The organism is Streptomyces sp. NPDC052301 (assembly GCF_044593395.1).
Lineage (GTDB): Bacteria > Actinomycetota > Actinomycetes > Streptomycetales > Streptomycetaceae > Streptomyces.
The window spans coordinates 677,982-699,922 of sequence record NZ_JBIUBE010000003.1 but is presented as its reverse complement, the minus strand read 5'-3'; the positions used below and the strand labels follow the sequence as shown (position 1 = coordinate 699,922).

Below are 21,941 nucleotides of genomic sequence, written 5' to 3'. Positions count from 1 at the left end.
TGGGGGCTTGGCGTGCGGGGGGCGCCGGTCAGGTGCCGGCGGTGTCCGGGGTCGCCGCTTCGCCGCAGCCGCGCTCGCGGGCGCCCTCGCGGGTGCGGGCCGCGCTGACCAGACGGCGCGGGTTGCGGCGCAGGTACTCGCCCTCCAGCTGCGCCATGCGCTCGTTGTGGGCCCGCAGCGCGTCGTTGGAGGCGTACAGGAGGGTGTCGTGGCGTGTGCGGTGGATGGTCTCCAGCTCTTTCATGAGCTGCTGGTCGTCCAGTCGGCTGGGGTCGACTCCGGTCATGGTGGTGCCCCGCTCGTCGTGTTCGTTCATGGGGTCCGGGTACCCGCCCGGGATGCACTGCCCTCGAGCGATTTCCGGGAGGAATCCATGGAGCTCGCGTTCCTGAATCCACTGTACGAACATCCGGGGTCCTGGGCCTCCGCGTACGTCGACCTGTCCGGACGCGACGAGGACATGCAGCACCGACGGCATCTGACGGCGCAGGCGGTGTCCGGGAGCCTGCGGGAGCAGGGCGCCGACGAGGTCACGTGCCGGGCGGTGTACGAGGCCGTGGAGGGGTTGCGGCGTTCGGCGGAGCCGTACGGGGTGGCGCTGTTCGCCCGGGGCGGCGAGGTGGCGCTGCAGGTGCCGCTGACGCGTCGGCCGCCGGACGGCCTGGTGCACTGGGGAGCGCTGCCGCATGTGACACCGTTGCTGGATCTGGCCGGCGAGGATCCGGTGTCGCTGGTGGCGTACATCGACCGCAGGGGTGCCGATTTCGAGGTGCGCGGCGCGCTGCTGCACGAGGCGGCCGGTGGGGTGACGGGCCGGCAGTGGCCGGTGCACCGGGCGAAGGCCTCCGGCTGGTCCGAGCGGCACTTCCGGCTGAAGGTCGAGAACACGTGGGAGCACAACGCGCGCGAGGTCGCCGAGGCGCTCGCGGCGTGCCAGGCCGAGACCGGTGCCGATCTGCTGATCCTGTGCGGGGAGGAGCGGGAGTGCCGGTCGGTGCACGAGCAGTTGCCGAAGCGGCTGCGGGACCGGGCGGTGGAGACCGGGCACGGCATCGGCAGCCGGCTGCTGCCGCAGGAGGTGGAGGAGATCCGGGCCCGGTGCGTGCGGCAGCGGATCCTCGCCGAGGTGGACCGGTTCCGGGCGGCCCGGGCGCCGGACGAGGAGCGGCGGACGGGGGCCGTGGAGGGCGTGCCGCAGTTGATCGAGGCGGCGCGTGAGCACCGGCTGGCCGAGCTGCTGATCCGTCCGGACGCGCCGGACACGCACCGTCAGGTGTGGATCGGCGAGGACCCGGCCCAGCTGGCGGCCCGGCGGACGGAGCTGAAAACCCTCGGCGAGCAGCTGTCCTGGCCGGCCCGCGCCGATGACGCGCTGGTCCGGGCGGCCGTGGTGACGGACGCGCCGGTGCTGTCGCTGAGCCCCGTCCTGGAGGAGACGGGGGACGAGGTCGCGGTGGGCGGCCTGGGGGCGCTGCTGCGCTGGGCGTGACGGCGTCCGCTTCGGGTACCGGGTACGGCTCGACGGGGCGCGGGTCCGCACCGATGTGCGGCCCCGCCCGCGTGCGGCCCGGCGGACTCGCCGCACGGTCCCGGCGGACTCGCCGCACGGGTCTCAGCGGGCCCGCTCCACCCGCCGTTCGTCCCACACCGGTTCGGCGGTCTCGCGGACGCGGCCGTCGCTGCCGAAGACCAGGTAGCGGTCGAAGGAGCGGGCGAACCAGCGGTCGTGGGTGACCGCGAGGACGGTGCCGTCGAAGGCCTCCAGGCCCTCCTGGAGGGCCTCGGCGGACTCCAGGTCGAGGTTGTCGGTGGGCTCGTCCAGCAGCAGTGCCGTGACGCCGCGCAGTTCGAGCAGGAGGATCTGGAAGCGGGCCTGCTGGCCGCCGGAGAGCCGTTCGAAGGGCTGCTCGGCCTGCTGGGACAGTTCGTAGCGGCGCAGCCGCGCCATCGCCGCCCCCCGGTCCTGGGCGTGCTCCTTCCACAGGATGTCGAGCAGGGTACGGCCGTACAGTTCGGGGTGGGCGTGGGTCTGCGCGAAGTGGCCGGGCACGACCCGGGCGCCGAGCTTGAACTCGCCGGTGTGCGCGACGTCCTCGCCGGCCAGCAGGCGCAGGAAGTGGGACTTGCCGGAGCCGTTGGAGCCGAGGACGGCGACCCGTTCGCCGTAGAAGACCTCCAGGTCGAACGGCCGCATCAGACCGGTCAGTTCGAGCCCGGTGCAGGTGACGGCCCGTACGCCGGTGCGGCCGCCCTTCAGGCGCATGGTGATGTCCTGCTCGCGGGGCGGCTCCGGGGGCGGGCCGGCCTCCTCGAACTTGCGCAGGCGGGTCTGCGCGGCGGCGTACCGGGACGCCAACTCGTGGCTGGAGGCGGCGGCCTGACGGAGGTTCAGGACGAGTTTCTTCAGTTGGGCGTGCTTCTCGTCCCAGCGGCGGCGCAGTTCCTCGAAGCGGGCGAAGCGTTCGCGGCGGGCCTCGTGGTAGGTGGCGAAGCCGCCGCCGTGCACCCAGGCGTCGGCGCCGGCCGGGCCGGGTTCGACGGAGACGATCTTCTCGGCGGCGCGGGCGAGGAGTTCGCGGTCGTGGGAGACGAACAGGACCGTCTTGCGGGTCTGGGCGAGCTGTTCTTCCAGCCAGCGTTTGCCGGGCACGTCGAGGTAGTTGTCCGGCTCGTCGAGGAGCAGCACCTCGTCGGTGCCGCGCAGCAGCGCCTCCAGCACGAGGCGTTTCTGCTCGCCGCCGGAGAGGGTGCGCACCTGCCGCCACTGGGCGCGCTCGTAGGGCATGCCGAGGGCGGCGGTGGTGCACATGTCCCACAGGGTCTCGGCCTCGTAACCGCGCGCCTCGGCCCAGTCGGCGAGGGCCTGGGCGTAGTTCATCTGGGCGGCCTCGTCGTCTACGGTCATGACGGCGTGCTCGGCCCGGTCCACGGCCTGTGCGGCCTGTCGTATGCGGGGCGGGGCGACGGAGACGAGCAGGTCCCGTACGGTCGTCTCGTCGCGTACGGAGCCGACGAACTGACGCATCACGCCGAGGCCGCCGCTGACGGTGACCGTGCCGCCGTGCGGTTTCAGCTCGCCGCAGATCAGCCGCAGCAGGGTCGTCTTGCCGGCGCCGTTCGGGCCGACCAGGGCGACGGCGGCGCCTTCACCGACCCGGAAGGACACGTCCCCCAGCAGTGTCCTTCCGTCCGGGAGGTGGTACTCGAGGTGCGCGGCTTCCAGGTGTCCCATGGGAGGGCATTCTGCGGGGCACCGGCGAGCAGGGGCAAACCGATATCCGCCGCGGGCCGGCACCCGCACCGCCACGGGTCCTCGTCCGACGGCTCCCCCGCACCGCCACGGGTCCCCGTCCGACGGCTCCCCCGCACCACCACACACGCCCGCCCGACGGCTCCCCCGCACCACCACACACGCCCGCCCGACGGCTCCCCCGCACCACCACACACGCCCGCCCGACGGCTCTTCCGCGCGCCCATGCCGCCCGTCGAGATCCTGCGGCTCCCCTCGTGTTCCGAGGCTTGGCCGCTACGCCTCCGTGTCCAGGGGTTCCCCCGCCGGGCCGCTCTCCCCGGCCGGCTCGACCGTGGCGCCCTCCCAGGACAGGGCCTTCCAGCCGTCGGACGGGGAGCCTTCCAGGACGACCACTCCGGTGTTGCTCAGCGGGCGGGCCGCGGCGAAGGCGACGTCGACGTTGCCGGCGCGGGCGGCGGTCCACACGCGGATCGCCGCGCCGTGGCTGACCATCGCGACGGTGCGGGCGCCGCTCGCGACGGCCTCCGCGACCACCGCGTCGTACCGGGCGAGGGCCTCCTCGCCGCTCTCCCCGCCGGGGACCCGCAGGGCGGTGTCCCCGGCGGCCCAGGCGAAAACGGTGCGCAGGTACCGCTCGCCCTCGGGTGAACGGCCGGGCCGCATCTCCAGGTCGCCGGCGGACAGCTCGCGGATGCCGGCGCGGACGGTCACCGGCAGGTGCCGGGCCGCGGCCAGCGGGGCGGCGGTCTGCCGGGCGCGGAGCAGGGTGGAGGCGTAGAGGCCTTCGATGTCCTCGACGGCGAGGGCCGCGGGAAGCGCGGCGGCCTGCGCCTGGCCGAGCGGGGTGAGGGCGGGTCCGGGGGCGGCGGTGTCCAGCAGGTGGTCCACGTTGGACGGGGTCTCGCCGTGGCGGACGAGGAGCAGACGCATCCGGGACCACCTCTCGCGCCGGTGTGGGCCACCCGGCGCAGACGCACACAAGAAACGGGCACTTCAGGGTAACCGCACCCCATGAGCCCAGATCTGGACCTGACCGGTGCCGTGACCGCCCGCAATCCGCTGTGCAAGCTGCTGGACCTGGACGGCCGGCTGTTCGAGGCGGCCGCCGCCTGGCACTGGCCGGGTGCCGAGCGGGTTCTGCCGCGCCTCAGCCGCGGCGCGAACCACGGTGTGCTGTGGTTCGCCACGGCCGCCGCGATGGCCGCGAGCCGTACCCCCCGGTCCCGGCGGGCGGCGGTCCGGGGGCTGGCCTCTCTCGGCCTGGCGTCGCTGACGATCAACACTCTGGGCAAGCGGTCGGTGCGCCGGGCCCGCCCGGTGCTGGACCCGGTGCCGCTGGTGCGGCAGCTGAGGCGGCAGCCGATCACCACCTCGTTCCCGTCCGGGCACGCCGCGTCGGCGGCGGCCTTCGCGACCGGGGTGGCGCTGGAGTCGCCGGCCTGGGGGGCCGCGGTGGCGCCGGTGGCGTTCTCGGTGGCGGCCTCCCGGGTGTACACGGGGGTGCACTTCCCGAGCGATGTGCTGGCCGGGGCGGCGTTCGGTGTGGGCGCCGCCTTCCTGGTACGGCGGCTGGTGCCGACGCGTGCCGGGGTGCGGCGGCCCGCCCGGCCGCGCGCCGAGGCGCCGGCGCTGCACGAGGGCGACGGTCTGGTGGTGGTCGCCAACCGGGCCTCGGGCACGGCCGACCGGGTGCGCGCCCTGCACGACGCGCTGCCGGCGGCGGAGATCGTCGAGTGCGATCCGGAGGATGTCGCGGACGAGCTGGCGAAGGCGGCGGCGCGGGCGCGGGTGCTCGGCGTGTGCGGCGGCGACGGCACGGTGAACGCGGCGGCCGGGATCGCGCTGCGGCACGGTCTGCCGCTCGCGGTGCTGCCCGGCGGCACCCTGAACCACTTCGCCTACGACCTGGGTGTGGAGGACGAACGCGACCTGGCCCGGGCGGTCCGGCACGGTGAGGCGGTGCGGGTGGACGCGGGCCGGTTCGTCTCCGGTGACACGGAGGGCCTGTTCCTGAACACGCTGAGCCTGGGCGTCTATCCGGAGCTGGTGCGCGAGCGGGATCGCTGGTCGCACCGGATCGGCGGCTGGCCGGCCGGGGTGCTGGGCGCGCTGCGGGTGCTGCGCGCGGACCGGCATCCGCTGCGGCTGGAGGTCGGCGGTGAACAGCGGCCGCTGTGGCTGCTGTTCGTCGGTAACGGCGTGTACCACCGCATGGGTCTCGCGCCGGGCCGCCGTACCGACCTGGCGGACGGGCTGCTGGACGTGCGGGTGGTGCACGGCAGCCGGCGGCCCGCGCTGCGGCTGCTCGCCGCGGCCGTCGCGGGCCCGCTGACCCGGTCGCCGGCGCATGCGGCGGTGCAGGTGAACCGGTTGCGGCTGACCGGCGTCGCGCCCGGCACCCCGCTGGCGTACGACGGTGAGGTGACGGTGGTGTCGGACGAGCTGACGGTGGAGAACATGCCTGAGGCCCTGACGGTGTACCGCCCGCTGCGGACCGCACTCTGACACATCGCCGGACGCGCCGGAGACATATTTCTGACGGCTCGTCAGTCCAGTATGCAAAACGCAGGTCTCATCATCCGACATGCGCGCGTACCGTGACACGTACCGACCGCCGGTGGTCCGAGGACACCGGTCCGGTACGACGAGAAGGGGTACAGCCATGCCGAAAGCGCAGGAGACCGCCGTCTACACGCACGGGCACCACGAGTCGGTGCTGCGTTCGCACACCTGGCGGACCGCCGCCAACTCCGCGGCCTATCTGCTCGGTTCGCTGAAGCCCCACATGAGGGTGCTGGACATCGGCTGCGGCCCCGGGACCATCACCGCGGACCTGGCGGAGCTGGTCCCCGACGGCCGGGTCACCGGTGTCGACCACGCGCCGGGCGTCCTGGAACAGGCCAGGGCGACGGCCGCCGGGCGCGGCCTGACCAACGTCGACTTCGCGGTCGCCGACGTGCACGCCCTGGACTTCCCGGACGACACGTTCTGCGTGGTCCACGCCCATCAGGTGCTGCAGCACGTGGGCGACCCGGTGCAGGCGCTGCGTGAGATGCGGCGGGTGACGAGGCCGGGCGGTTTCGTCGCCGTACGCGACGCGGACTACGCGGCGATGACCTGGTATCCGGCGGTGCCGGGCCTCACCGACTGGCTGGACCTGTACGAGCGGGTGGCCCGTGCGGGCGGCGGCGAACCCGACGCCGGACGCCGGCTGCACGCGTGGGCGCGGGCGGCCGGCTTCACCGACGTCACGGCCACCACCAGCACCTGGACGTTCGCCACTGCCGAGGAACGGGCCTGGTGGAGCGGCCTGTGGGCCGACCGGACCGTCGTCTCCGACTACGCCGGACGGGCCACCGGAGGCGGACACGCGAGCGCCGAGGAGCTGCGGGAGGTGGCAAAGGCCTGGCGGGAGTGGGGGCGGCAGGACGACGGCTGGTTCGCCGTCCTGCACGGGGAGATCCTGTGCCGGAAGGACCGCCAGGACCGCTGGGCCCGCTAGGACCGCAAGGCCCAGAGGCCCGCAAGGACGTCTGGGCCCGGCTGCCGGGTTTCAGTCGCGGGGAAGCAGGGGGCCGAGCGGCCCGAGGTCCAGGTTCAGGTCCTCGGGCCGCAGCCCGTAGCGCTCCCGAAGCTCCGCCATCCGGTCCTCCAGGAGCATCAGGGTCAGTCCGATCCGCTCCTCCTGGTCCTCGGTCAGCTCGCCGGTGTCGAAGCGGCGCACGGCCTGCCGCTCCATCAGCTGGCGCAGCAGCTCCACCACGGTCAGGACGAGTTTCACCAGGTCGCGTTCGACCGTGTCGGGTTCCAGGTCGAGCCGGTTGCGGGGGCTCACAGCAGCTCCTCGAAGGGTGAGGGGACCTGCTGGTTGACGGAGCTGATCAGCGCGTTCAGGTCGATGCGGACCAGGTCGACGTCCGCGATGCGCAGGGTGATGTCCCCGGTGAGGACGACGCCGCCGGCGAGCAGCCGGTCGAGCAGGTCCACGAGCGCGATCTCGCGCCGTTCGACGACGGTCACGACGCCTCCCCGGATGCTTGAGTCTCCTTCGTCCCCCGCGACTCCCGGGTCTCCTGGGTGCGCTGCGGCTCCTGCGCGGTGTCCTCTCCGGTGAACGAGTACGCGGCCCACGGACCGGTGAGCTCCACCCGCATGCCGGGCGCCTCGTCCTTCGTGCGGTCCACCATCTCCACGAACTCCTCGCACTGCCTGCGGGGCACCAGATAGGCCGCGTTGAGCACGTTGCGGCCCGGCACGTGGGACAGGGCGGCGTTCTGCGGGGCGTGCAGCCGGCAGTCCTCGGCGTACCGGGACAGCCGCTCGTGCAGGGACCGCGCGAACGCCTCGGCTCGCTGCCACTGGTCCTCGTGGGCGTGGGTGCGCTCGCGGCGCCGGCGCAGATAGTCCCGGCCGCTCACCGGCTGCGCCGGCGCGGCGGGGGCCGGCTCCTCGGGCTCGGCCTCCAGGTAGACCTTCACGCCCCACTCCACCCGGCCGGCCAGCCGGTCCAGGGAGCGCCGGAAGTCCGCCTCACGGGCCTCGATCATCGCGCGCACCCCGCTGTCGTCCCGGAAGACGGTCCCGAGCCGGAGCGGCAGCGGCGTGGTGACGGTGGTGAGCGCGTCGATCACACCCTGGTGGGCGCGGGCGGTCGCCGCCAGCCAGTCCAGGTCCTCCAGGTGGGCCTTCAGTGCCTCCTCGCGGAAGTCGGCCTCGGGGACGGTGCTGACGACCGCGACGAGACCGTGGTGGTGCACCAGCGCCGGAGGAGCGCCCCCGATGCCCGTGAGCTGCATCTGCAGGGGCGTGTCGAAGAGGCGGCAGACGGCGTAGACGTAGCGCAGTCCGGTCATGGCGCCTCCCTCGGTGCGCGGGCGCGGCCCGGCTCCAGCTCCTCCAGCCGGGCCAGCCGTTCCTTCAGCTCGGCGTTCTCCCGCGCCAGCTCGTCCCGGCGGGCGCGGGACGAGAGCGCGGGGTCGGTCTCCCACCAGTCGATGCCCATCTCCTTGGCCTTGTCCACCGATGCGACGATGAGGCGCAGCTTGACGGTGAGCAGTTCGATGTCGAGCAGGTTGATCCGGATGTCGCCCGCGATCACGATGCCCTTGTCGAGCACGCGCTCCAGGATGTCGGCGAGGTTGGCTCCTCCGCCCTGGCCGTACGGCTCGGGGAACCGGCTGCCGGAGTCCCCGAAGCGGCTGGGTGTCGTCATCGACGGCTCCCGCCTCCGGCGTACTCGGGTTCCTCTTCCTCGTCGTACTCGCCTTCGGGCTCCTCGGCCTCGCCTTCGGGCTCCTCGTCCTCCTCGTACTCCTCCTCGGGCTCCTCACCCTCCTCGGCCTCGTCCTCGTAGGGCTCCTCGGCCTCGTCCTCGTACTCGGGCTCGCCCTCCTCCTCTTCCTCCTCTTCCTCCTCTTCCTCGCCCTCCTGCGGCTCCCCGGCCTCGTCCTCGGCGCCCTCGTCCTCGGCTGCCCCGGCCTCCTGCTCCTCCTCGGCCATGGCGTCCTCGTGGCTCTTCACCACCTCGCCGTCGCGGATCTCGCCGCGCCAGCTGTCCTCCGCCTCACCCTTGAGGGTGATGAAGCGGGCGAAGTGCTTCAGGTCCAGCCTGGCCCGGCGGCCCTGGGCGCGCCAGATGTTGCCGGTCTTCTCGAACAGGCCGGTCGGGTAGTACTCGATGACCAGCAGGACGCGGGTGAGGTTCTCCTCCAGCCGGTGGAAGGAGACCACGCCCTTGGTCGTGCCCTTGGCGCCCTCCGACGTCCACTGGATGCGGTAGTCGGGTATCTGTTCGGTGGTCTGCGCCTTCCAGCTGCGGCTGGACCAGAAGATCTTCGCCTGCCAGTCGGAGTGGGTGTCGTCGGAGCGGCTCGCGCTCTTGACGCCCTTGGCGAAGTTGCTGAAGTCCTTGTACTGCGTCCACTGGTCGTACGCGGTGCGCAGCGGTACGCCGATGTCGATGGACTCCATGATGACGGTGGGCTTCTTGCCCGCGCCGCCCTTCTTGCCCTTGCTGCCCCCGAGGTTTCTGACCGCGTTCATCACGTTCTCCTTGACGCGGGAGCCGCCCAACTCCAGCGCGGAGCGCAGCGGACCCTTGCCCTCGGCGAGCTTGCGGCCGCCGTCGAGCGCGAGCTTGGCGAAGCCAGGGCTGTTGCCGTCGGCTATGTCGTTGAGCTTGACCGTCGTCTCGCCCAGTTTTCGGCCGAGGCCGGCGAGCATCTTCGTGGCTTGCGCGGCCAGATACTCCTGGGCCTCCGCCTTCAGCCGGTCGGCGGCCTCGCTGTGGGCGAGGTCGGTCAGCGGGTTGTCCTTGGCCGCACCCGTGGCCTTGCCGGCCGCGGACTTGGCGGATCCGAGAGCCTCGGTCATCGGTCATCGCCGCCCTTCGACTGTCGCGAGGCGGTACCGCGCGCGGCGCCACCGGCGGCCGCCGGCTTCTTCGCCGCCGCCTTGCGGGCCGCGGTCGTCTTCTTCGCCGCCGTCTTCTTGGCCGGGGCGTTCTTGGCGGGGGTCTTCGCCGCGGCCTTCTTGGCGGGGGCCTTGTTGTCGGGGGCCTTCTTGGCCGCCTTCTTGCGCGGCGCGTCGCCCCGCCGCTCGGCGTTCCCGCCGGCCCCGCGGCGCGGCCTGTCCTCGCCGGAGTCCTCCTCGCCGTCGCCTCGTGACTCCTCGTCCCGCGCTTCCTCGTCCTGCGCTTCCTCGTCCTGCGGCTCCTGGTCGTCGGACTCGTCGGACTCGTCGGAACCGGCGCCGGGAACCGCTCCGTTCAGTTCGTCCCGCACTCCGGAGGTGCGGCTGTGCAGGCGGTCGGCGAGAGCGTGCATCTGTCGCTCGACCATGGCCCCGGAGGCGGCCTTGCCGGCCCCTCGCAGTTCATGGCGCACCTGGTCGCCGATCTCCTTGAACTGCGGGTTGTTCTTCAACTGCTGGCTCACCACGTCCGCGAGCATCTTCGGACTGAGGTTGAGCTTCTTCCCGGCAACCAGGGATCCGACCGCGAGGGCCATCTTGAGTTTCTTCGTCCGTCCCAGGAAGTATCCGGCCCCTATGGCGAGGCCCAGTGCCGTTCGGTTCATGTCACGTCCCGTTGCCTGTGGTGTCGCCGGAGCGCAGGGCGGTCTCCAGCCGGTCGAGCAGTTCGTCCTCACATCGGTCGAACTCCTCCTCGGTGATCTCGCCCGCCTCCAGCCGCTCCTCGAGGCGGGCGAGTTCGGCCCGTACGGTGGCGGGGTCGTAGTAGATCCGTTCCGCCTCGCGGAGCACCTGCCTGACCGCCCACGCGCTGCCGCGCACCGGTGCGAAGGGCAGCAGCAGCACCTCTCCGATCAGTCCCACGGTCTCCTCCTTCCGCCGGGCCGTCCGGACCCGGACCGCTACTCGGCCCCCGCGTCCACGCCCGCCGTGCTGCCCGCGGGCTCGGCCGGGCCGGGATCGACGAAGCTGTACGGCGGCAGCGGGCCGTTGACCCGCAGGTCGAGGTGGGGGTGGCTGCCCCGGACGTCGTCGACGGCGGCGAGGAAGCCCTCGGCCTCGTCCCGGGGCACCAGGAACGACACGTTCAGCAGCCAGCCGGTGGACTCCGGGCCCACGCTGACCGCGCTGGCGGCCGGCTCCAGCAGACTCCGCACCTCGCCGGCGTCCTCGGCCTCCTTGGCCTTGACGGCCGCGGCGACCAGTTCGCCGAGGCGGATCTTGTCGTCGTAGCCGCCCCCGCCCGCCTTGCGGTTGGCCTCGGCGAGGGAACGGATGTCGGCGTTCTCGGCCATCACCCGGTGCAGGACGGCGTCCTCCACATGGGTGGCCTTGACGTTGTACTCGACCTTGCCGTCGAGGGCCTTCAGACGCTCCTTGTAGTGTTCCTCGCGCTCGACGAGCACCTGGACGACACTGTCGTCATCGGTGGCGACGCTGCCGAACCGCATGGGCAGCACGCAGCCGGCCGCGCCCGTCTCGGCGAGGACGTTCTGGTGGGCGAGCAGGTCCCTGCGCTTGGGGCGCAGCCCCTCCGGCGCGTCGCTGACCACCGCGGCCAGCTCCCCCGCCGTGAGGACCCGCACGGGCAGGCCCGGCTCACCGACCCCGGTCATCCCCTCGGGGAGCGCCGGGTGCGACCGTGCGGTGATTCCGTAGACGTAGGTGCTCACTCCTGCTCCTCCCTCCGGCGGGACGACGTGCTCTTACGGGGACGCGGCCGGGACTCGCCCTCCGCCTCCCCGCGGGCCTGCTTGAAGGCGTCGGATATGGTCTCCGCGGCGCCGGACAGCGCACCCTTGGACTTGCCGCGGGCACCGCTCTCGGTGACCTCGCCGACGATCTCGGGCAGCCCGGGGCTCTTGTTCGGACCGGACTCCAGGTCGAGGCGGTTGCACGCCTCGGCGAACCGCAGATAGGTGTCGACGCTGGCCACGACGACCCGGACGTCGATCTTCAGGATCTCGATGCCGACCAGGGAGACGCGCACGAACGCGTCGATGACGAGCCCCCGGTCGAGGACCAGCTCCAGTACGTCGTAGAGGCCGCTGCTGCCGCCTCCGCCGCCGGACTGCTGTGCCGGGACAACGGTCATGCCGGCTGTTCCTCCTCGTGAATAGTCTGTTCCACGGTGGCTCCGTGGTCGCGGTGAGCGGGGGCGGCCTAGCGCCCGCGCGCGTCGGCCCGCCCGCGTTCGTAGCGGCGGACCTTCCGGTAGCCGGTGAGCTGACCGTCGAGGTCGAGTTCGACCTGGTAGCTGGCCATCAGGCTCATGGTGTCCGGCACCCTGGCCAGCTCGAGGACCTCGACCTCGAGCGCCCAGCCGTCCTCGGTCTGCTCGAAGGAGGACACCGACTCGGGCGCCAGTCCGGTCAGCTCGGCGAGCTGGCTGCGCGCCTGGCGCAGCACCTCCATCGGCTTCGGCCGCCGCTCTTCCGCCTCATTCTCAGTGTGGTCCTGCGTCTCCTCGTTGTCCTGCGCCTCCTCGTTGTCCTGCGCCTCCTCGTTGTCCTGCGTCTCCTCGTCGTCCGTCTCGTCGTAGTCCGTCTCTTCGGGGTTCTGGTCGTTCTGTGAACCCCGTGACTTTGCTGTGCGGTGTGTGTTCGACATGGCCACCTCTCCTTGCGGGTGGCCGCTCATCCCATGGCCAAACCTTCAGGAGCGCTTGTCCGCGAGGCGGCGCCGGGCCGGCCCGAGGGCACGGCCGCGGCGCGGCAGACAGGCCCAGGGGTCGGTGCGGGCCTGGTCGACGGCGTCGGCGATGGTCCAGCGACGGGCGTCCAGCCCGGGGTCGTCGAGCTGCTCCCAGGTGAGCGGCACCGCGACGGGGGCACCGGGACGGGCACGAACCGTGTAGGGGGCGACGGCGGTCTGGGCGTAGGCGTTGCGCTGCACGTCGAGGTAGAGGCGGCCGCCGCGCTCGTTCTTGCGGGCGGCGGTGGTCAGCCGGTCCGGGTGCTCGGCCGCGGCGGCCTCGGCGACCTCGTGGGCGAACCGTCGTACCTCGTCGAAGCCGGCGCGGCCGTCCAGGGGGACGACGAGGTGGATTCCGCGCGAGCCGGTGGTCATGGGCGCGGCCGGCAGACCCAGGTCGTCCAGGATGATGCGCAGCCGGCCGGCGGCCTCGCGGACCGCGGCGAAGTCGTCGCCGGGAGGGTCGAGGTCGAAGACCAGCCGGTCGGGGTGGTCCGGGCCGGCGGCCCGGTCGGTGCGGGACAGCCAGCGGTGCAGGGTGAGACAGGCCTGGTCGGCGAGGTACAGGAGGGTGGCGGTGTCGTCGCAGACCACGTGCGTGACCGTGCCGCCCTCCTTGGCGACCTCGGCGCGGGTGATCCAGTCCGGGTAGTGCTCGGGGGTGTTCTTCTGCATGAACCGCGGCCCGTCGACACCGTCCGGATACCGCTCCAGCATCAGCGGACGGCCCCGCAGGTGCGGCAGCAGGTACGGCGCGACGGACCGGTAGTAGTCGGCGAGGTCCCCTTTGGTGTACTCCTTGGCGCCCCCGTCGCCGGGGAAGAGCACCTTCCCCGGCCGCTGGATCTCCACCGTGCGGCGGCCGGCCCGTACGGTCCGCGCGTCACCGCGGCTCATCGCACGACCGCCTCCTCGACCAGCAGCTTGGCCGCCGCCGCGATGCCCGCCGCGTCGATGCCCGCCGCGTGCAGCTGCTCGTCGGGCGCGGCCGAGCCCGGCATGGTGCGCACCGCGAGCCGGACCAGGCGGGGCGCGGGCCGGCCGTCGCCGAACGCCTCCGCGACGGCGTCCCCGAGGCCGCCCTCGGCGTGGTGGTCCTCGACGGTGAGCAGACAGCCGGTCTCCTCGGCGGCCCGGCGCAGCGTGTCGGCGTCGACGGGCTTGACCGAGTACAGGTCGATCACGCGGACCTGGATGCCGTCCTCGGCGAGCCGGTCGGCCGCGGCCAGCGCCTCGTGCACGGTGACCCCGGCCGCCACGACGGTCAGCCGGTCGTCCTCGCCGGAGCGCAGCGTCTTGCTGCCGCCCACCGGGAACTCCTCCTCGGGGCCGTAGATCACCGGCGTCTTGCCGCGGGAGGTCCGCAGATAGCGGATGCCGTCGAGGCCGGCCATGGTCGCGACCAGCTTGGCGGTCTGGTTCGCGTCGCACGGGTACAGCACGGTCGAGCCGTACACGGCACGGAACATCGCCAGGTCCTCCAGGCCCATCTGCGAGGGCCCGTCCTGGCCGATCGCGACACCGGCGTGCGAGCCGACCAGGTTGAGGCCGGAGCCGCTGATGGACGCCATGCGCACGAAGTCGTAGGCGCGGGTGAAGAACGCCGCGAAGGTCGAGGCGTACGGCACCCAGCCGCGTACGGCCATGCCGACGGCCGCGGCGACGAGCTGCTGCTCGGCGATGTAGCACTCGAAGAACCGGTCGGGGTGGGCCTTGGCGAACTCCTCGGTGCGGGTGGAGTCGCCGACCTCGCCGTCCAGGGCGACGACGTCGCCGCGGGCGTTGCCGAGCGCGGCGAGGGCCTTGCCGAAGGCGTCCCTCGTCGCGGCCTCGTCCCCCTGGTCGTAGCGCGGGAGCTGGATCACCTCGGTGGTGAGGTCGCGCAGCGCGGCGGCGGCCGGGGGCTCGCTGACCCGGACGTGCAGCTCGCGCGGCCCGCCCAGTTCCGCGACGGCCTCCTCGGCCTCGGGCAGCGGCTTGCCGTGCAGGCCCTCGCGGTCCTGGACGGAGGCGACGCCCTTGCCCTTCAGGGTGCGGGCGAGGATCACGGTGGGCTGCCCGGTGGTGGACAGCGCCTCCCCGTACGCCCGGTCGATCTTGTCGACGTCGTGGCCGTCGATCTCGACGGTGTGCCAGCCGAAGGCCTGGAAGCGGCGGGCGTAGGCGTCCAGGTCGTGACCGTGCCGGGTGGGGCCGCGCTGGCCGAGCCGGTTCACGTCGACGACGGCGATCAGGTTGTCCAGGTTCTCGTACCCGGCGTGTTCGGCGGCCTCCCACACCGAGCCCTCCGCCAGCTCGCTGTCGCCGCACAGCACCCACACCCGGTAGCCGGTGCGGTCCAGCCGCTTCCCGGCCAGCGCGATACCGACGCCGACCGGCAGGCCCTGGCCGAGCGAGCCGGTGGCCGTCTCCACCCAGGGCAGCCGCCGGGGCGTCGGATGCCCCTCCAGCCGGCTGCCGAGCTTGCGGAACGTGACCAGTTCGCCGTCCTCGATGGCACCGGCCGCCTTGTACGCGGCGTACAGCAGGGGCGAGGCGTGTCCCTTGGACAGCACGAACCGGTCGTTGGCGGGGTGTTCGGGGCGCTCGAAGTCGTAGCGCAGGTGGTTGGCGAGCAGGACGGCCATCAGATCGGCGGCGGACATCGAGGACGTCGGATGCCCGGAGCCCGCGGCGGCGGACGCCCGCACACTGTCCACGCGCAACTGCTGGCCGAGTTCGACGAGTTCGTCGGTGTTCATGAGTCTCCTTGCGCACGTTCTTACAGGGTCGTGGGGAGCGGGGGTGCTGCGGACGGCCCGCGGGGCCCGGAGGCAGCGGCCTCAGGAGGAGGGGTGGTCCGGGAGGTCGGCGCGCTTGACCGGACCGGGGGCGGGGTGGTCTCTCATGGGACGGCCGGGAGCCGCGTGATTTCGCGCGGAGTGGTCCGGGTCAGGCCGGTCCGGGACGTCCGCACGCCTGACCGGACCGGGAGCCGGATGATCCGGGACCGCCCGGCCCCGCGCGGAGCGATCGGGAGTGGTGCCCTCCGGGACGGTGTCGTGCTCGGTCGGCTCCGAGGGCGGCCGGGTCCCGGATGGCCGACCACCCGACCGGCTCCCGGCCGGCTGATTCCCGGCCGGCTCGCCACCCGACTGCCCCTTCGCGGGCTCGGCACCCGGCTGCCCCTCCCCGGCCTCACCACCCGGCTGCCCCTTCGCGGGCTCGGCAGCCGACCGCCCCGTGCCCGGCTCGTCCCCCGGCCGGTCCTTCGCCGGCTCCAGGGCTTCCGGGCCGGTGTCGGAGGGCCGCTCCGTGGTGGTCGGCTCCCGCTCGGGGGCGCCCGGTACCCGCGGCAGTTCCGGGGAGGCCGTGTCCAGGGGGACCGACCAGGAGCGTACGAGGCCCAACTGGACGCCCTGGCGCGGCAGTACGGCGTCCAGCAGCCAGTCGGCGGCCACCCGGACGCGGTTGCCGGGCAGTGCCGCCAGATGGTAGCCACGCGTGACCGCGCCGGCCGCCGGACCCGCCAGCGGGATGCCGAGGGGATTGGCGGCGGCCCGGACCCCGCCCAGGTCGACGGCGAAACCCAGATCCCGATGGCGGTACGGGCGCCGACGGCGGCCGAGGCCGAGCGAGGCGGCCACGTTCTCCCCGGCCACCCGCCCCTGCCGCCACGCGTGCTGGGCCGTCATCGGGCAGAACGATCCCGGCTCCTCCAGATCCGGTACGGCGGCCGCGTCCCCGCACGCGAACACCTCAGACCGTCCCGGCACCTGCAGATACGGGTCGACGATCAGCCGGCCGCGCTCCAGCGGCTGCCCGAGGGCCTCCACCAGCGGATCCGGCCGTACGCCCACGCACCACACGAGAGTCCGCGACGCCACGAACTCCCCGTCGGTGAGCAGTACCCCGTCATGCGTGGCCTCCTTCACCGACGTGCCCATCCGCACGTCGACACCCCGGTCCCGCAGCACCCGGTCCGCCGTACGCGACAGCCGCTCGTCCATCTCGGGCAGCACCCTCGGCGCCACGTCCAGCAGCATCCAGCGCGGCCGCGACCCGCCGGGCAGCGGGTGCCGGCGGGCCAGCCGTTCGGTGAGCATCTGCAGGTGCGCGGCGACCTCGGTACCGGTGTAGCCGGCACCGACCACCACGAAGGTGCAGCGGGCGGCGGCGGTCCGCGGGTCGTCGTTGCCGGCCAGTTCCATCTGCCGCGTCACGTGGTCACGCAGGTACAGCGCCTCGGGCAGCCCGCGGAACCCGTGCGCGTGCTCGGCGACCCCGGGGACGGGCAGCAGCTTGTTGACGCTGCCGACGGCGAACACCAGCCGCTCGTAGCCGAGGGTGCCGGTGCCCCCCTCGGGATCGGTGTAGTGGACGGCCTTCCCGTCGAGGTCGACACCGTCCGCCCCGCCGAGCACCAGCCGCACCCCGCGCAGGGTCCCCGGCAGCGAGACGGTGACCCTGCGGGCCTCCAGGACACCGGCGGCGACCTGGGGCAGCAGTGGCAGATAGAGAAAGTAGTCGGTCGGGTTGAGCAGCGTGATCTCGGCCCGGTTCCGGGTCAGCCGGGCCAGCGTGCGAGCAGCCCGGTACCCGGCGAAACCGGCGCCGACGATCACGACGCGAGGTCGACTCACGGTACGCCTCCGGCGGTGTGGCTCCTCCGAGGTTTTCCGCGTAACCGGGGCCGGGGCACCCAAACGCCGGACCGGTCACCCGTACGCCGGTCGGAGCACCCGAACGCCGCCCCCGGCCCGCCGTCCGCCCCGGCGTTTCGCCCTTTCGCCCCCGGTTACCCGGCCCGCGACCGGTCACACCGACACGAGCGGCGCCCCCCGCGGAGGTACTCCCATGCCCGAGTACGGCTATTTCCTGGCGAGCGAGGAACACGACCCCGCCGCGCTCGTCGAACAGGCGCGGATGGCCGAGCAGGCCGGCTTCCAGGCACTGTGGATCTCCGACCACTATCACCCGTGGAACGACGCACAGGGGCAGAGCGCATTCGTGTGGTCGGTGATCGGCGCCCTGTCGGAGGCGGTGTCGCTGCCCGTCGAGACGGCGGTGACCTGCCCGACCGTGCGGATGCACCCGGCGGTGGTGGCGCAGGCCGCAGCGACCAGCGCGGTGATGACGCAGGGCCGCTTCCGGCTCGGTGTCGGCACCGGTGAGGCGCTGAACGAGCACATCCTCGGCGACCACTGGCCCCCGCTGCACGTGCGTCTGGAGATGCTGGAGGAGGCCATCCAGGTGATGCGCCGGCTGTTCACCGGGGAGGAGGTCAACCACCACGGCACGCACTACACCGTGGAGAACGCGCGCCTGTACACCGTCCCCGACGAGCCGGTGCCGATCGACATCTCCGGCTTCGGCCCCAAGGCGATCTCCCTCGCCGCCCGGGTGGGCGACGGATACATCTCGATGATGCCGGAGGAGGAGATGGTCACCCAGTTCCGCAAGGGCGGCGGCGGAGCGAAGCCGGTCAGCGGCGGGACGAAGGTGTGTTACGGCGCCGACCGCGAGAGTTGCGTCCGTACGGTGCACCGGCTCTGGTACAACGAGCTGCTGCCCGGCGAGATGGGGCAGGTGCTGCCCTCGCCCCGGCACTTCGAGCAGCTGCACGAGCTGGTCACCGAGGACATGGTGCGTCAGAAGGTGGTGTGCGGCGACGACGTCGAGCAGCACGTGTCCACGCTGCGGGCGTTCGCCGACGCCGGGTTCGACCGGGTGTACGTGAACCAGATCGGGGACGATCAGCGCGGGTTCTTCGACTTCTACCGCACGAAGGTGCTGCCGCAGCTCGCCGGATGAGGCGGCGGGCGAAGCGGGTGGGCGTGTCCGTCCGTCAGGACACGCCACCCGCTTCGTCGTCACCCGCCGGTCGGGCCGTCAGGCCCGGTGGTGCGGTGCCTCGTGGTGCGGTGCCTCCGGGGGCTCCTTCGGCATCGGGGGGTACGGCATGCCGAGGCCGCTCGGCGGGGCCGCGGGGGCGTCGCCGCCGATCACGCGGTGCGGGGCGGACGGGTGGGGCCGGCTCGGGTGGGCCGCGCCCCGCAGGACGTAGGCCGCCACGGCCAGGAGCGCCGCGGTGATCAGGGCGGACGCCCAGGCGGGCAGGCCGATGGCCAGGGCCAGGCCGATGGCGAGCGCCACCGCGGCGCCTGCGTACAGGGCCAGCGCGCCGGACGCGGCGTACAGCATGGCGGTGCGGCGCTGCTTGCGGCTCTGCTCGCGCAGCTCGTCGCGTACCGTCTCGCGTGCCACCTGCGCCAGTTCGTCGACGAGGTTCTTGTCGAGATGTTCCAGGTGATCCAAACGGTCCATACAGTGCGGGTACCCCGTGGACACGGCGGGTAACGCCGGGCCCTCTGGGCTGCCACCGGCACCCCAACTAGGCTCGTGCGCATGGAGATTCTGGGCGCCTCGCTGCGCATCTGCGTCGACGACCTCGAGACCGCGGTCCCCTTCTACGAGCGGCTTGCGGGAGGCACGGCCCGGCGCTTCGAGCGCGGCGGGGTGCAGGTGGCCGCGATCGGCTCCTTCCTGCTGATGAGCGGACCCGAGGCGGAGCTGGAGATCCTGCGCAAGGTCGTCGCGACCATCGCCGTGAAGGACGTGGACGAGGCCCACCGGCTGCTGACCGACCTCGGCGCCCACGTCGTCGCGGGGCCGGTGCCGACGCCGGCGGGCCGGAATCTGCTCGCGATGCATCCGGACGGGTCGGTGTTCGAGTACGTCGACCAGCGCGGCTGAGCCGGCCGGACCGGTCCGGGCCGCACCCGCGTTCAGACCGCGTCGGGCCGCATCCGGAAGTCGTACCGGGCGGGCAGCGGGTCGTCGGTGAGCCGGGCCCACAGCCGCCCGAGCACCTCCTCTCCCTCCCGCAGGTCGGCGACCTCGAACCCGTCGTCGAAGACGGCCCGGGCCTCGGCGGGCCGCCCCTCGGCGAGCAGCAACTCGGCCTCCAGCAACCGGAACCGGCCGCGCCGGCGGACGGCGGGCGGCAGCCGGTCCCAGGTGGCCCTCGCGTCCGCCGTGCGCCCCACCCTCAGCAGCGCCCGAAGCGTCTCCCGGCCGAGCGCTGCCACGGCGGCGGTCCAGGTCTCGCCGTCGTCGCGGCGCTCGCGGCACAGGTCGTCGAAGGCGTCGGCGTAGCGTTCGGCGGCCCGCTCGTGGTGGCCGGACTCCTGGTCGGCGACGGCCAGGCAGCGCAGCAACGGCCAGAGCGACGGGGCGAGTCCGAGGGCGCGCTCCCAGCTGCGGACCGCCTGGGCGCGGTCGCCGGCGTGCCACTGGGCGACGCCGAGGTGGTACTCGGTGTGCGGGGTGGCGGGCGCGGTCTCCAGCATGTCCCGCCAGTGCGGGGCGACGAGGGTCTCGCCGGGCGGCCGTACCCGGCGCGGCTCCGGCAGGGTGCCGGTGCGCAGCAGCTCCCGCCAGGGCGCCTGCGCCTCGCCGAGGGTGGACTCGGGGAACGGGGTGCCGGGCAGCTTCCGGTCGGCACGCAGGACCTCGAGCGCGCCCCAGCCGGATCCGGTGGCCAGGATCTCGCCGGGTTCGGTGTCGGCGTGACGCTGCCAGGCCGTGTACGCCTCCTCGACCCGGGCGCGGGGCAGCACCGACTCCAGCCGCTCCTCGGCGCCCCGGACCGCCTGGGTCCACTCGCCCTCGGGCGCGGCGTCGAGCGGTCCGTACGCCTCCAGCCAGGAGATCTCGCTCTCCGCCTCCAGCCGGACGTGTTCCAGCTGGGTGCGGGCGAGTCCGGCCTGGATCTCGCAGTAGCCGCCGGTGCCGGGCTCGGTGAGCCACTGCTGCCAGCGCCGGCCGCCGGGCAGGTGGCCCCAGACGAAGAGCTTGCGGCCGCACAGCGCGTCGGTGGAGGTCTGCACCAGCCCGTGCCCGTCGGCGTCCAGCGCGGCGATCCAGCGGCGCCGGCCGTCCGGGATCTCGTAGAAGCAGTCGGCCGCGTACGGGCTGTTGCGGGGGTACGTGCGGTCGATGCCGTCGTACGCGGGGACGGGGACGCGGCGCAGGCGACGCTCGTGGCCGAACTGCCAGGCCTCCTCGGCGGGGGCGAGGACCCGGACGTCCTCCGGTACGGCGGTGTTGGACCACCAGTACGTCGGCACGGGCCGCTCGTGCGGGTTGCGGATCCGGACGCCGACGTGGAGGAAGTCCGAGCCGTCGGGCAGCCACAGGTCGACCTGGAAGGGCACATCGCGCAGCCGCTCCCACTCCCACAGGCGCAGCATCTCGCCGCCGTCCGGGGCGGGGACGCGGGCGGCGTGCACGGGGGCGCAGGAAAGGGTGGTGTGGCCGGTGGCGCCGATGTTCCACTCGATGCCGCCGGAGTACCAGGCGCCGTTGAGGGCGAAGTCGGCCGGCTGGAAGACCGGGTTGCGGTAGAGGAGTTCGCGTCCGGTGGGCAGGTGGAGCAGGGAGGCGACGCGGCCGCCGAGGCCGGGCAGGACGGTGGCGCGCAGCCGGTCGTTCTCGATCACCAGGGCGTCGAGGGCGCGGGGCTCGCGGGTTCTGTCGTAGCCGTCGCGGACGCGGACCGGGAGCAGGCTGCGCAGCGGCTCGTGGCCGAGCTGACGGGCCATGTCCGCGGGCATGCCGTCCCGGTCGTCGATGCGGTGGTCCCCCACTGCCTCGAGGACGTGGGAGGTGCCCCCGTCGTCGAGGGGGCGCAGCGGGGGCAGGGGGTTGTCCGGGCCCAACCGCGCGGCGGGCAGCGTCAGTACCTCACGTCGGATCCTGGTCACGATGACCATGGAACCCGGCGGAGGTGGAGTCGGCCAGGGGAGGTGCCGGTCAGGATTGCGCAAAGGGTGCGTTCAGCCGGTGGTGCGCATCTCGGCGGTGAGGGCCCAGCGTTCGTGGTCGCGCCAGGCGCCGTCGATGAACAGCATGGCCGGGGAGAACCCCTCCAGGCGGAAGCCCGCGCCCCGAGCCATGGCCACGGAGGCGGCGTTCTCGGGCTGCACGTTGATCTCCAGCCGGTGCAGCCCCAGGGGGCCGAAGGCGTACCCGATGACCAGGTCGAGGCCCTCGCGCATCAGTCCGCGTCCGGCGGCGTGCGCGAAGGCCCCGTAGCCGAGCACGCCGCACTGGAAGGCGCCGCGCACGATGTTGTTGATGTTGATGTACCCGGCGATGTCCCCGCTGTCCTTCTCGCACACCAGGAAGCCTGCCTTGGCCGGGTCCTCGATCAGCGGGCGCGCGTAGGCGGCGTAGGCCTCGTCGGTGTCCGGCGGGAAGAGCCAGGGCCGGTGCAGGTCCTTGCTCTCGCGGACCCGCGCGATGAACTCGGGTCCGTCGTCGAGGGTGAAGTGACGGACGGCCACGCGCGGGCCCTCGGCGAGGTAGTGCGGAGCGGTGTGCGGCATCCGGTCAGGGTACGGCGTCCCGCCCGCGCCGTCTTCCGGCAATCCCGCCCGGTGCGGCTCGGCCGCCGACGGCCGGCAGCCGCAGCACGCCGGTGTGCCCGGGGGCACCGACCACCGTCACCGGCTTGACTCCCCGGTCGCCCAGGCAGGCG

Annotated in this window: 24 protein-coding genes; 5 read left to right on the top strand and 19 right to left on the bottom strand. The window is 73.3% G+C overall.

The features are described 5' to 3' along the window. Positions 1 to 28: 28 nt before the first annotated feature. The gene (locus tag ACIHEJ_RS10410; protein ID WP_400133853.1) at positions 29 to 316 is read right to left on the bottom strand and encodes a DUF6158 family protein; all 288 of its coding nucleotides are present in this window, start codon (positions 314 to 316) and stop codon (positions 29 to 31) included. A 57-nt stretch (positions 317 to 373) separates the two neighbouring features. Here ACIHEJ_RS10410 and ACIHEJ_RS10405 point away from each other — a divergent pair, with 57 nt between their 5' ends. Continuing rightward, the gene (locus tag ACIHEJ_RS10405; RefSeq protein ID WP_400133851.1) at positions 374 to 1,489 is read left to right on the top strand and encodes a Vms1/Ankzf1 family peptidyl-tRNA hydrolase; all 1,116 of its coding nucleotides are present in this window, start codon (positions 374 to 376) and stop codon (positions 1,487 to 1,489) included. A 123-nt stretch (positions 1,490 to 1,612) separates the two neighbouring features. Here the strand turns inward: ACIHEJ_RS10405 and ACIHEJ_RS10400 are convergent, their stop codons facing one another. Both ACIHEJ_RS10400 and ACIHEJ_RS10395 read right to left on the bottom strand, forming a co-directional pair. Beyond that, positions 1,613 to 3,232 (bottom strand): ABC-F family ATP-binding cassette domain-containing protein, encoded by a 1,620-nt coding sequence (locus ACIHEJ_RS10400; protein WP_400133849.1) that lies wholly within the window; start codon positions 3,230 to 3,232, stop codon positions 1,613 to 1,615. Between the two features lie 294 nt (positions 3,233 to 3,526). Continuing rightward, a complete protein-coding gene (locus ACIHEJ_RS10395; RefSeq protein WP_400133847.1) occupies positions 3,527 to 4,183 on the bottom strand; it encodes a histidine phosphatase family protein in 657 nt (218 codons plus the stop codon). Positions 4,184 to 4,264: 81 nt separating this feature from the next. Here ACIHEJ_RS10395 and ACIHEJ_RS10390 point away from each other — a divergent pair, with 81 nt between their 5' ends. Together ACIHEJ_RS10390 and ACIHEJ_RS10385 are read left to right on the top strand one after the other, a co-directional pair. Next, the gene (locus tag ACIHEJ_RS10390; RefSeq protein ID WP_400133845.1) at positions 4,265 to 5,758 is read left to right on the top strand and encodes a bifunctional phosphatase PAP2/diacylglycerol kinase family protein; all 1,494 of its coding nucleotides are present in this window, start codon (positions 4,265 to 4,267) and stop codon (positions 5,756 to 5,758) included. Positions 5,759 to 5,915: 157 nt separating this feature from the next. Then, positions 5,916 to 6,755: a methyltransferase domain-containing protein gene (locus ACIHEJ_RS10385; RefSeq protein ID WP_400133843.1), complete on the top strand. Its 840-nt coding sequence runs from the start codon at positions 5,916 to 5,918 to the stop codon at positions 6,753 to 6,755. Between the two features lie 51 nt (positions 6,756 to 6,806). On the opposite strand, the gene ACIHEJ_RS10380 is transcribed toward ACIHEJ_RS10385, so the two are convergent. The 13 genes from ACIHEJ_RS10380 to ACIHEJ_RS10320 all read right to left on the bottom strand — a co-directional run bounded on the left by ACIHEJ_RS10380 (position 6,807) and on the right by ACIHEJ_RS10320 (position 17,040). Then, positions 6,807 to 7,088 (bottom strand): gas vesicle protein K, encoded by a 282-nt coding sequence (locus ACIHEJ_RS10380; RefSeq protein ID WP_400133840.1) that lies wholly within the window; start codon positions 7,086 to 7,088, stop codon positions 6,807 to 6,809. After that, on the bottom strand, positions 7,085 to 7,273 hold the full coding sequence (locus ACIHEJ_RS10375) for a gas vesicle protein (protein WP_366016737.1): 189 nt from the start codon (positions 7,271 to 7,273) through the stop codon (positions 7,085 to 7,087). Before ACIHEJ_RS10375 ends, ACIHEJ_RS10380 begins: the two co-directional genes overlap by 4 nt. Beyond that, positions 7,270 to 8,106 (bottom strand): GvpL/GvpF family gas vesicle protein, encoded by an 837-nt coding sequence (locus ACIHEJ_RS10370; RefSeq protein ID WP_400133838.1) that lies wholly within the window; start codon positions 8,104 to 8,106, stop codon positions 7,270 to 7,272. The genes ACIHEJ_RS10375 and ACIHEJ_RS10370 overlap by 4 nt, the downstream gene beginning before the upstream one ends. Continuing rightward, positions 8,103 to 8,465 carry a gas vesicle protein gene (locus ACIHEJ_RS10365; protein WP_400133836.1) on the bottom strand — a complete coding sequence of 121 codons (363 nt, stop codon included), beginning with the start codon at positions 8,463 to 8,465 and terminating at the stop codon, positions 8,103 to 8,105. The genes ACIHEJ_RS10370 and ACIHEJ_RS10365 overlap by 4 nt, the downstream gene beginning before the upstream one ends. Next, positions 8,462 to 9,625 (bottom strand): SRPBCC family protein, encoded by a 1,164-nt coding sequence (locus ACIHEJ_RS10360; RefSeq protein ID WP_400133834.1) that lies wholly within the window; start codon positions 9,623 to 9,625, stop codon positions 8,462 to 8,464. Before ACIHEJ_RS10360 ends, ACIHEJ_RS10365 begins: the two co-directional genes overlap by 4 nt. Then, positions 9,622 to 10,329: a DNA primase gene (locus tag ACIHEJ_RS10355; protein ID WP_400133832.1), complete on the bottom strand. Its 708-nt coding sequence runs from the start codon at positions 10,327 to 10,329 to the stop codon at positions 9,622 to 9,624. The genes ACIHEJ_RS10360 and ACIHEJ_RS10355 overlap by 4 nt, the downstream gene beginning before the upstream one ends. 1 nt (position 10,330) lies before the next feature. Then, a complete protein-coding gene (locus tag ACIHEJ_RS10350) occupies positions 10,331 to 10,588 on the bottom strand; it encodes a gas vesicle protein GvpG (protein ID WP_400133831.1) in 258 nt (85 codons plus the stop codon). A gap of 38 nt (positions 10,589 to 10,626) precedes the next feature. Beyond that, the gene (locus tag ACIHEJ_RS10345) at positions 10,627 to 11,397 is read right to left on the bottom strand and encodes a GvpL/GvpF family gas vesicle protein (RefSeq protein ID WP_400133829.1); all 771 of its coding nucleotides are present in this window, start codon (positions 11,395 to 11,397) and stop codon (positions 10,627 to 10,629) included. Then, a complete protein-coding gene (locus tag ACIHEJ_RS10340) occupies positions 11,394 to 11,819 on the bottom strand; it encodes a gas vesicle structural protein GvpA (RefSeq protein ID WP_400133827.1) in 426 nt (141 codons plus the stop codon). Before ACIHEJ_RS10340 ends, ACIHEJ_RS10345 begins: the two co-directional genes overlap by 4 nt. Before the next feature lie 68 nt (positions 11,820 to 11,887). Further along, positions 11,888 to 12,334, bottom strand: a complete 447-nt coding sequence (gene gvpO / locus ACIHEJ_RS10335) for a gas vesicle protein GvpO (protein WP_400133825.1) — start codon at positions 12,332 to 12,334, stop codon at positions 11,888 to 11,890. A 45-nt stretch (positions 12,335 to 12,379) separates the two neighbouring features. After that, positions 12,380 to 13,315, bottom strand: a complete 936-nt coding sequence (gene ligD / locus ACIHEJ_RS10330) for a non-homologous end-joining DNA ligase (protein ID WP_400133823.1) — start codon at positions 13,313 to 13,315, stop codon at positions 12,380 to 12,382. Beyond that, positions 13,312 to 15,159 (bottom strand): transketolase, encoded by a 1,848-nt coding sequence (locus ACIHEJ_RS10325; protein ID WP_400133821.1) that lies wholly within the window; start codon positions 15,157 to 15,159, stop codon positions 13,312 to 13,314. The genes ligD and ACIHEJ_RS10325 overlap by 4 nt, the downstream gene beginning before the upstream one ends. A gap of 81 nt (positions 15,160 to 15,240) precedes the next feature. Further along, positions 15,241 to 17,040 carry an FAD-dependent oxidoreductase gene (locus ACIHEJ_RS10320; RefSeq protein WP_400133820.1) on the bottom strand — a complete coding sequence of 600 codons (1,800 nt, stop codon included), beginning with the start codon at positions 17,038 to 17,040 and terminating at the stop codon, positions 15,241 to 15,243. Between the two features lie 214 nt (positions 17,041 to 17,254). Here ACIHEJ_RS10320 and ACIHEJ_RS10315 point away from each other — a divergent pair, with 214 nt between their 5' ends. After that, the gene (locus ACIHEJ_RS10315) at positions 17,255 to 18,211 is read left to right on the top strand and encodes an LLM class F420-dependent oxidoreductase (protein WP_400133818.1); all 957 of its coding nucleotides are present in this window, start codon (positions 17,255 to 17,257) and stop codon (positions 18,209 to 18,211) included. Between the two features lie 78 nt (positions 18,212 to 18,289). On the opposite strand, the gene ACIHEJ_RS10310 is transcribed toward ACIHEJ_RS10315, so the two are convergent. Further along, a complete protein-coding gene (locus tag ACIHEJ_RS10310) occupies positions 18,290 to 18,724 on the bottom strand; it encodes a phage holin family protein (protein ID WP_400133816.1) in 435 nt (144 codons plus the stop codon). Between the two features lie 81 nt (positions 18,725 to 18,805). On the opposite strand from ACIHEJ_RS10310, the gene ACIHEJ_RS10305 reads away from it, so the two are divergent. Further along, positions 18,806 to 19,153 (top strand): VOC family protein, encoded by a 348-nt coding sequence (locus ACIHEJ_RS10305; protein WP_400133814.1) that lies wholly within the window; start codon positions 18,806 to 18,808, stop codon positions 19,151 to 19,153. 32 nt (positions 19,154 to 19,185) lie between these two features. Here the strand turns inward: ACIHEJ_RS10305 and ACIHEJ_RS10300 are convergent, their stop codons facing one another. Together ACIHEJ_RS10300 and ACIHEJ_RS10295 are read right to left on the bottom strand one after the other, a co-directional pair. Further along, on the bottom strand, positions 19,186 to 21,174 hold the full coding sequence (locus ACIHEJ_RS10300; protein WP_400133812.1) for a DUF5107 domain-containing protein: 1,989 nt from the start codon (positions 21,172 to 21,174) through the stop codon (positions 19,186 to 19,188). Positions 21,175 to 21,237: 63 nt separating this feature from the next. After that, positions 21,238 to 21,789 carry a GNAT family N-acetyltransferase gene (locus ACIHEJ_RS10295; protein WP_400133810.1) on the bottom strand — a complete coding sequence of 184 codons (552 nt, stop codon included), beginning with the start codon at positions 21,787 to 21,789 and terminating at the stop codon, positions 21,238 to 21,240. Positions 21,790 to 21,941: the final 152 nt, after the last annotated feature.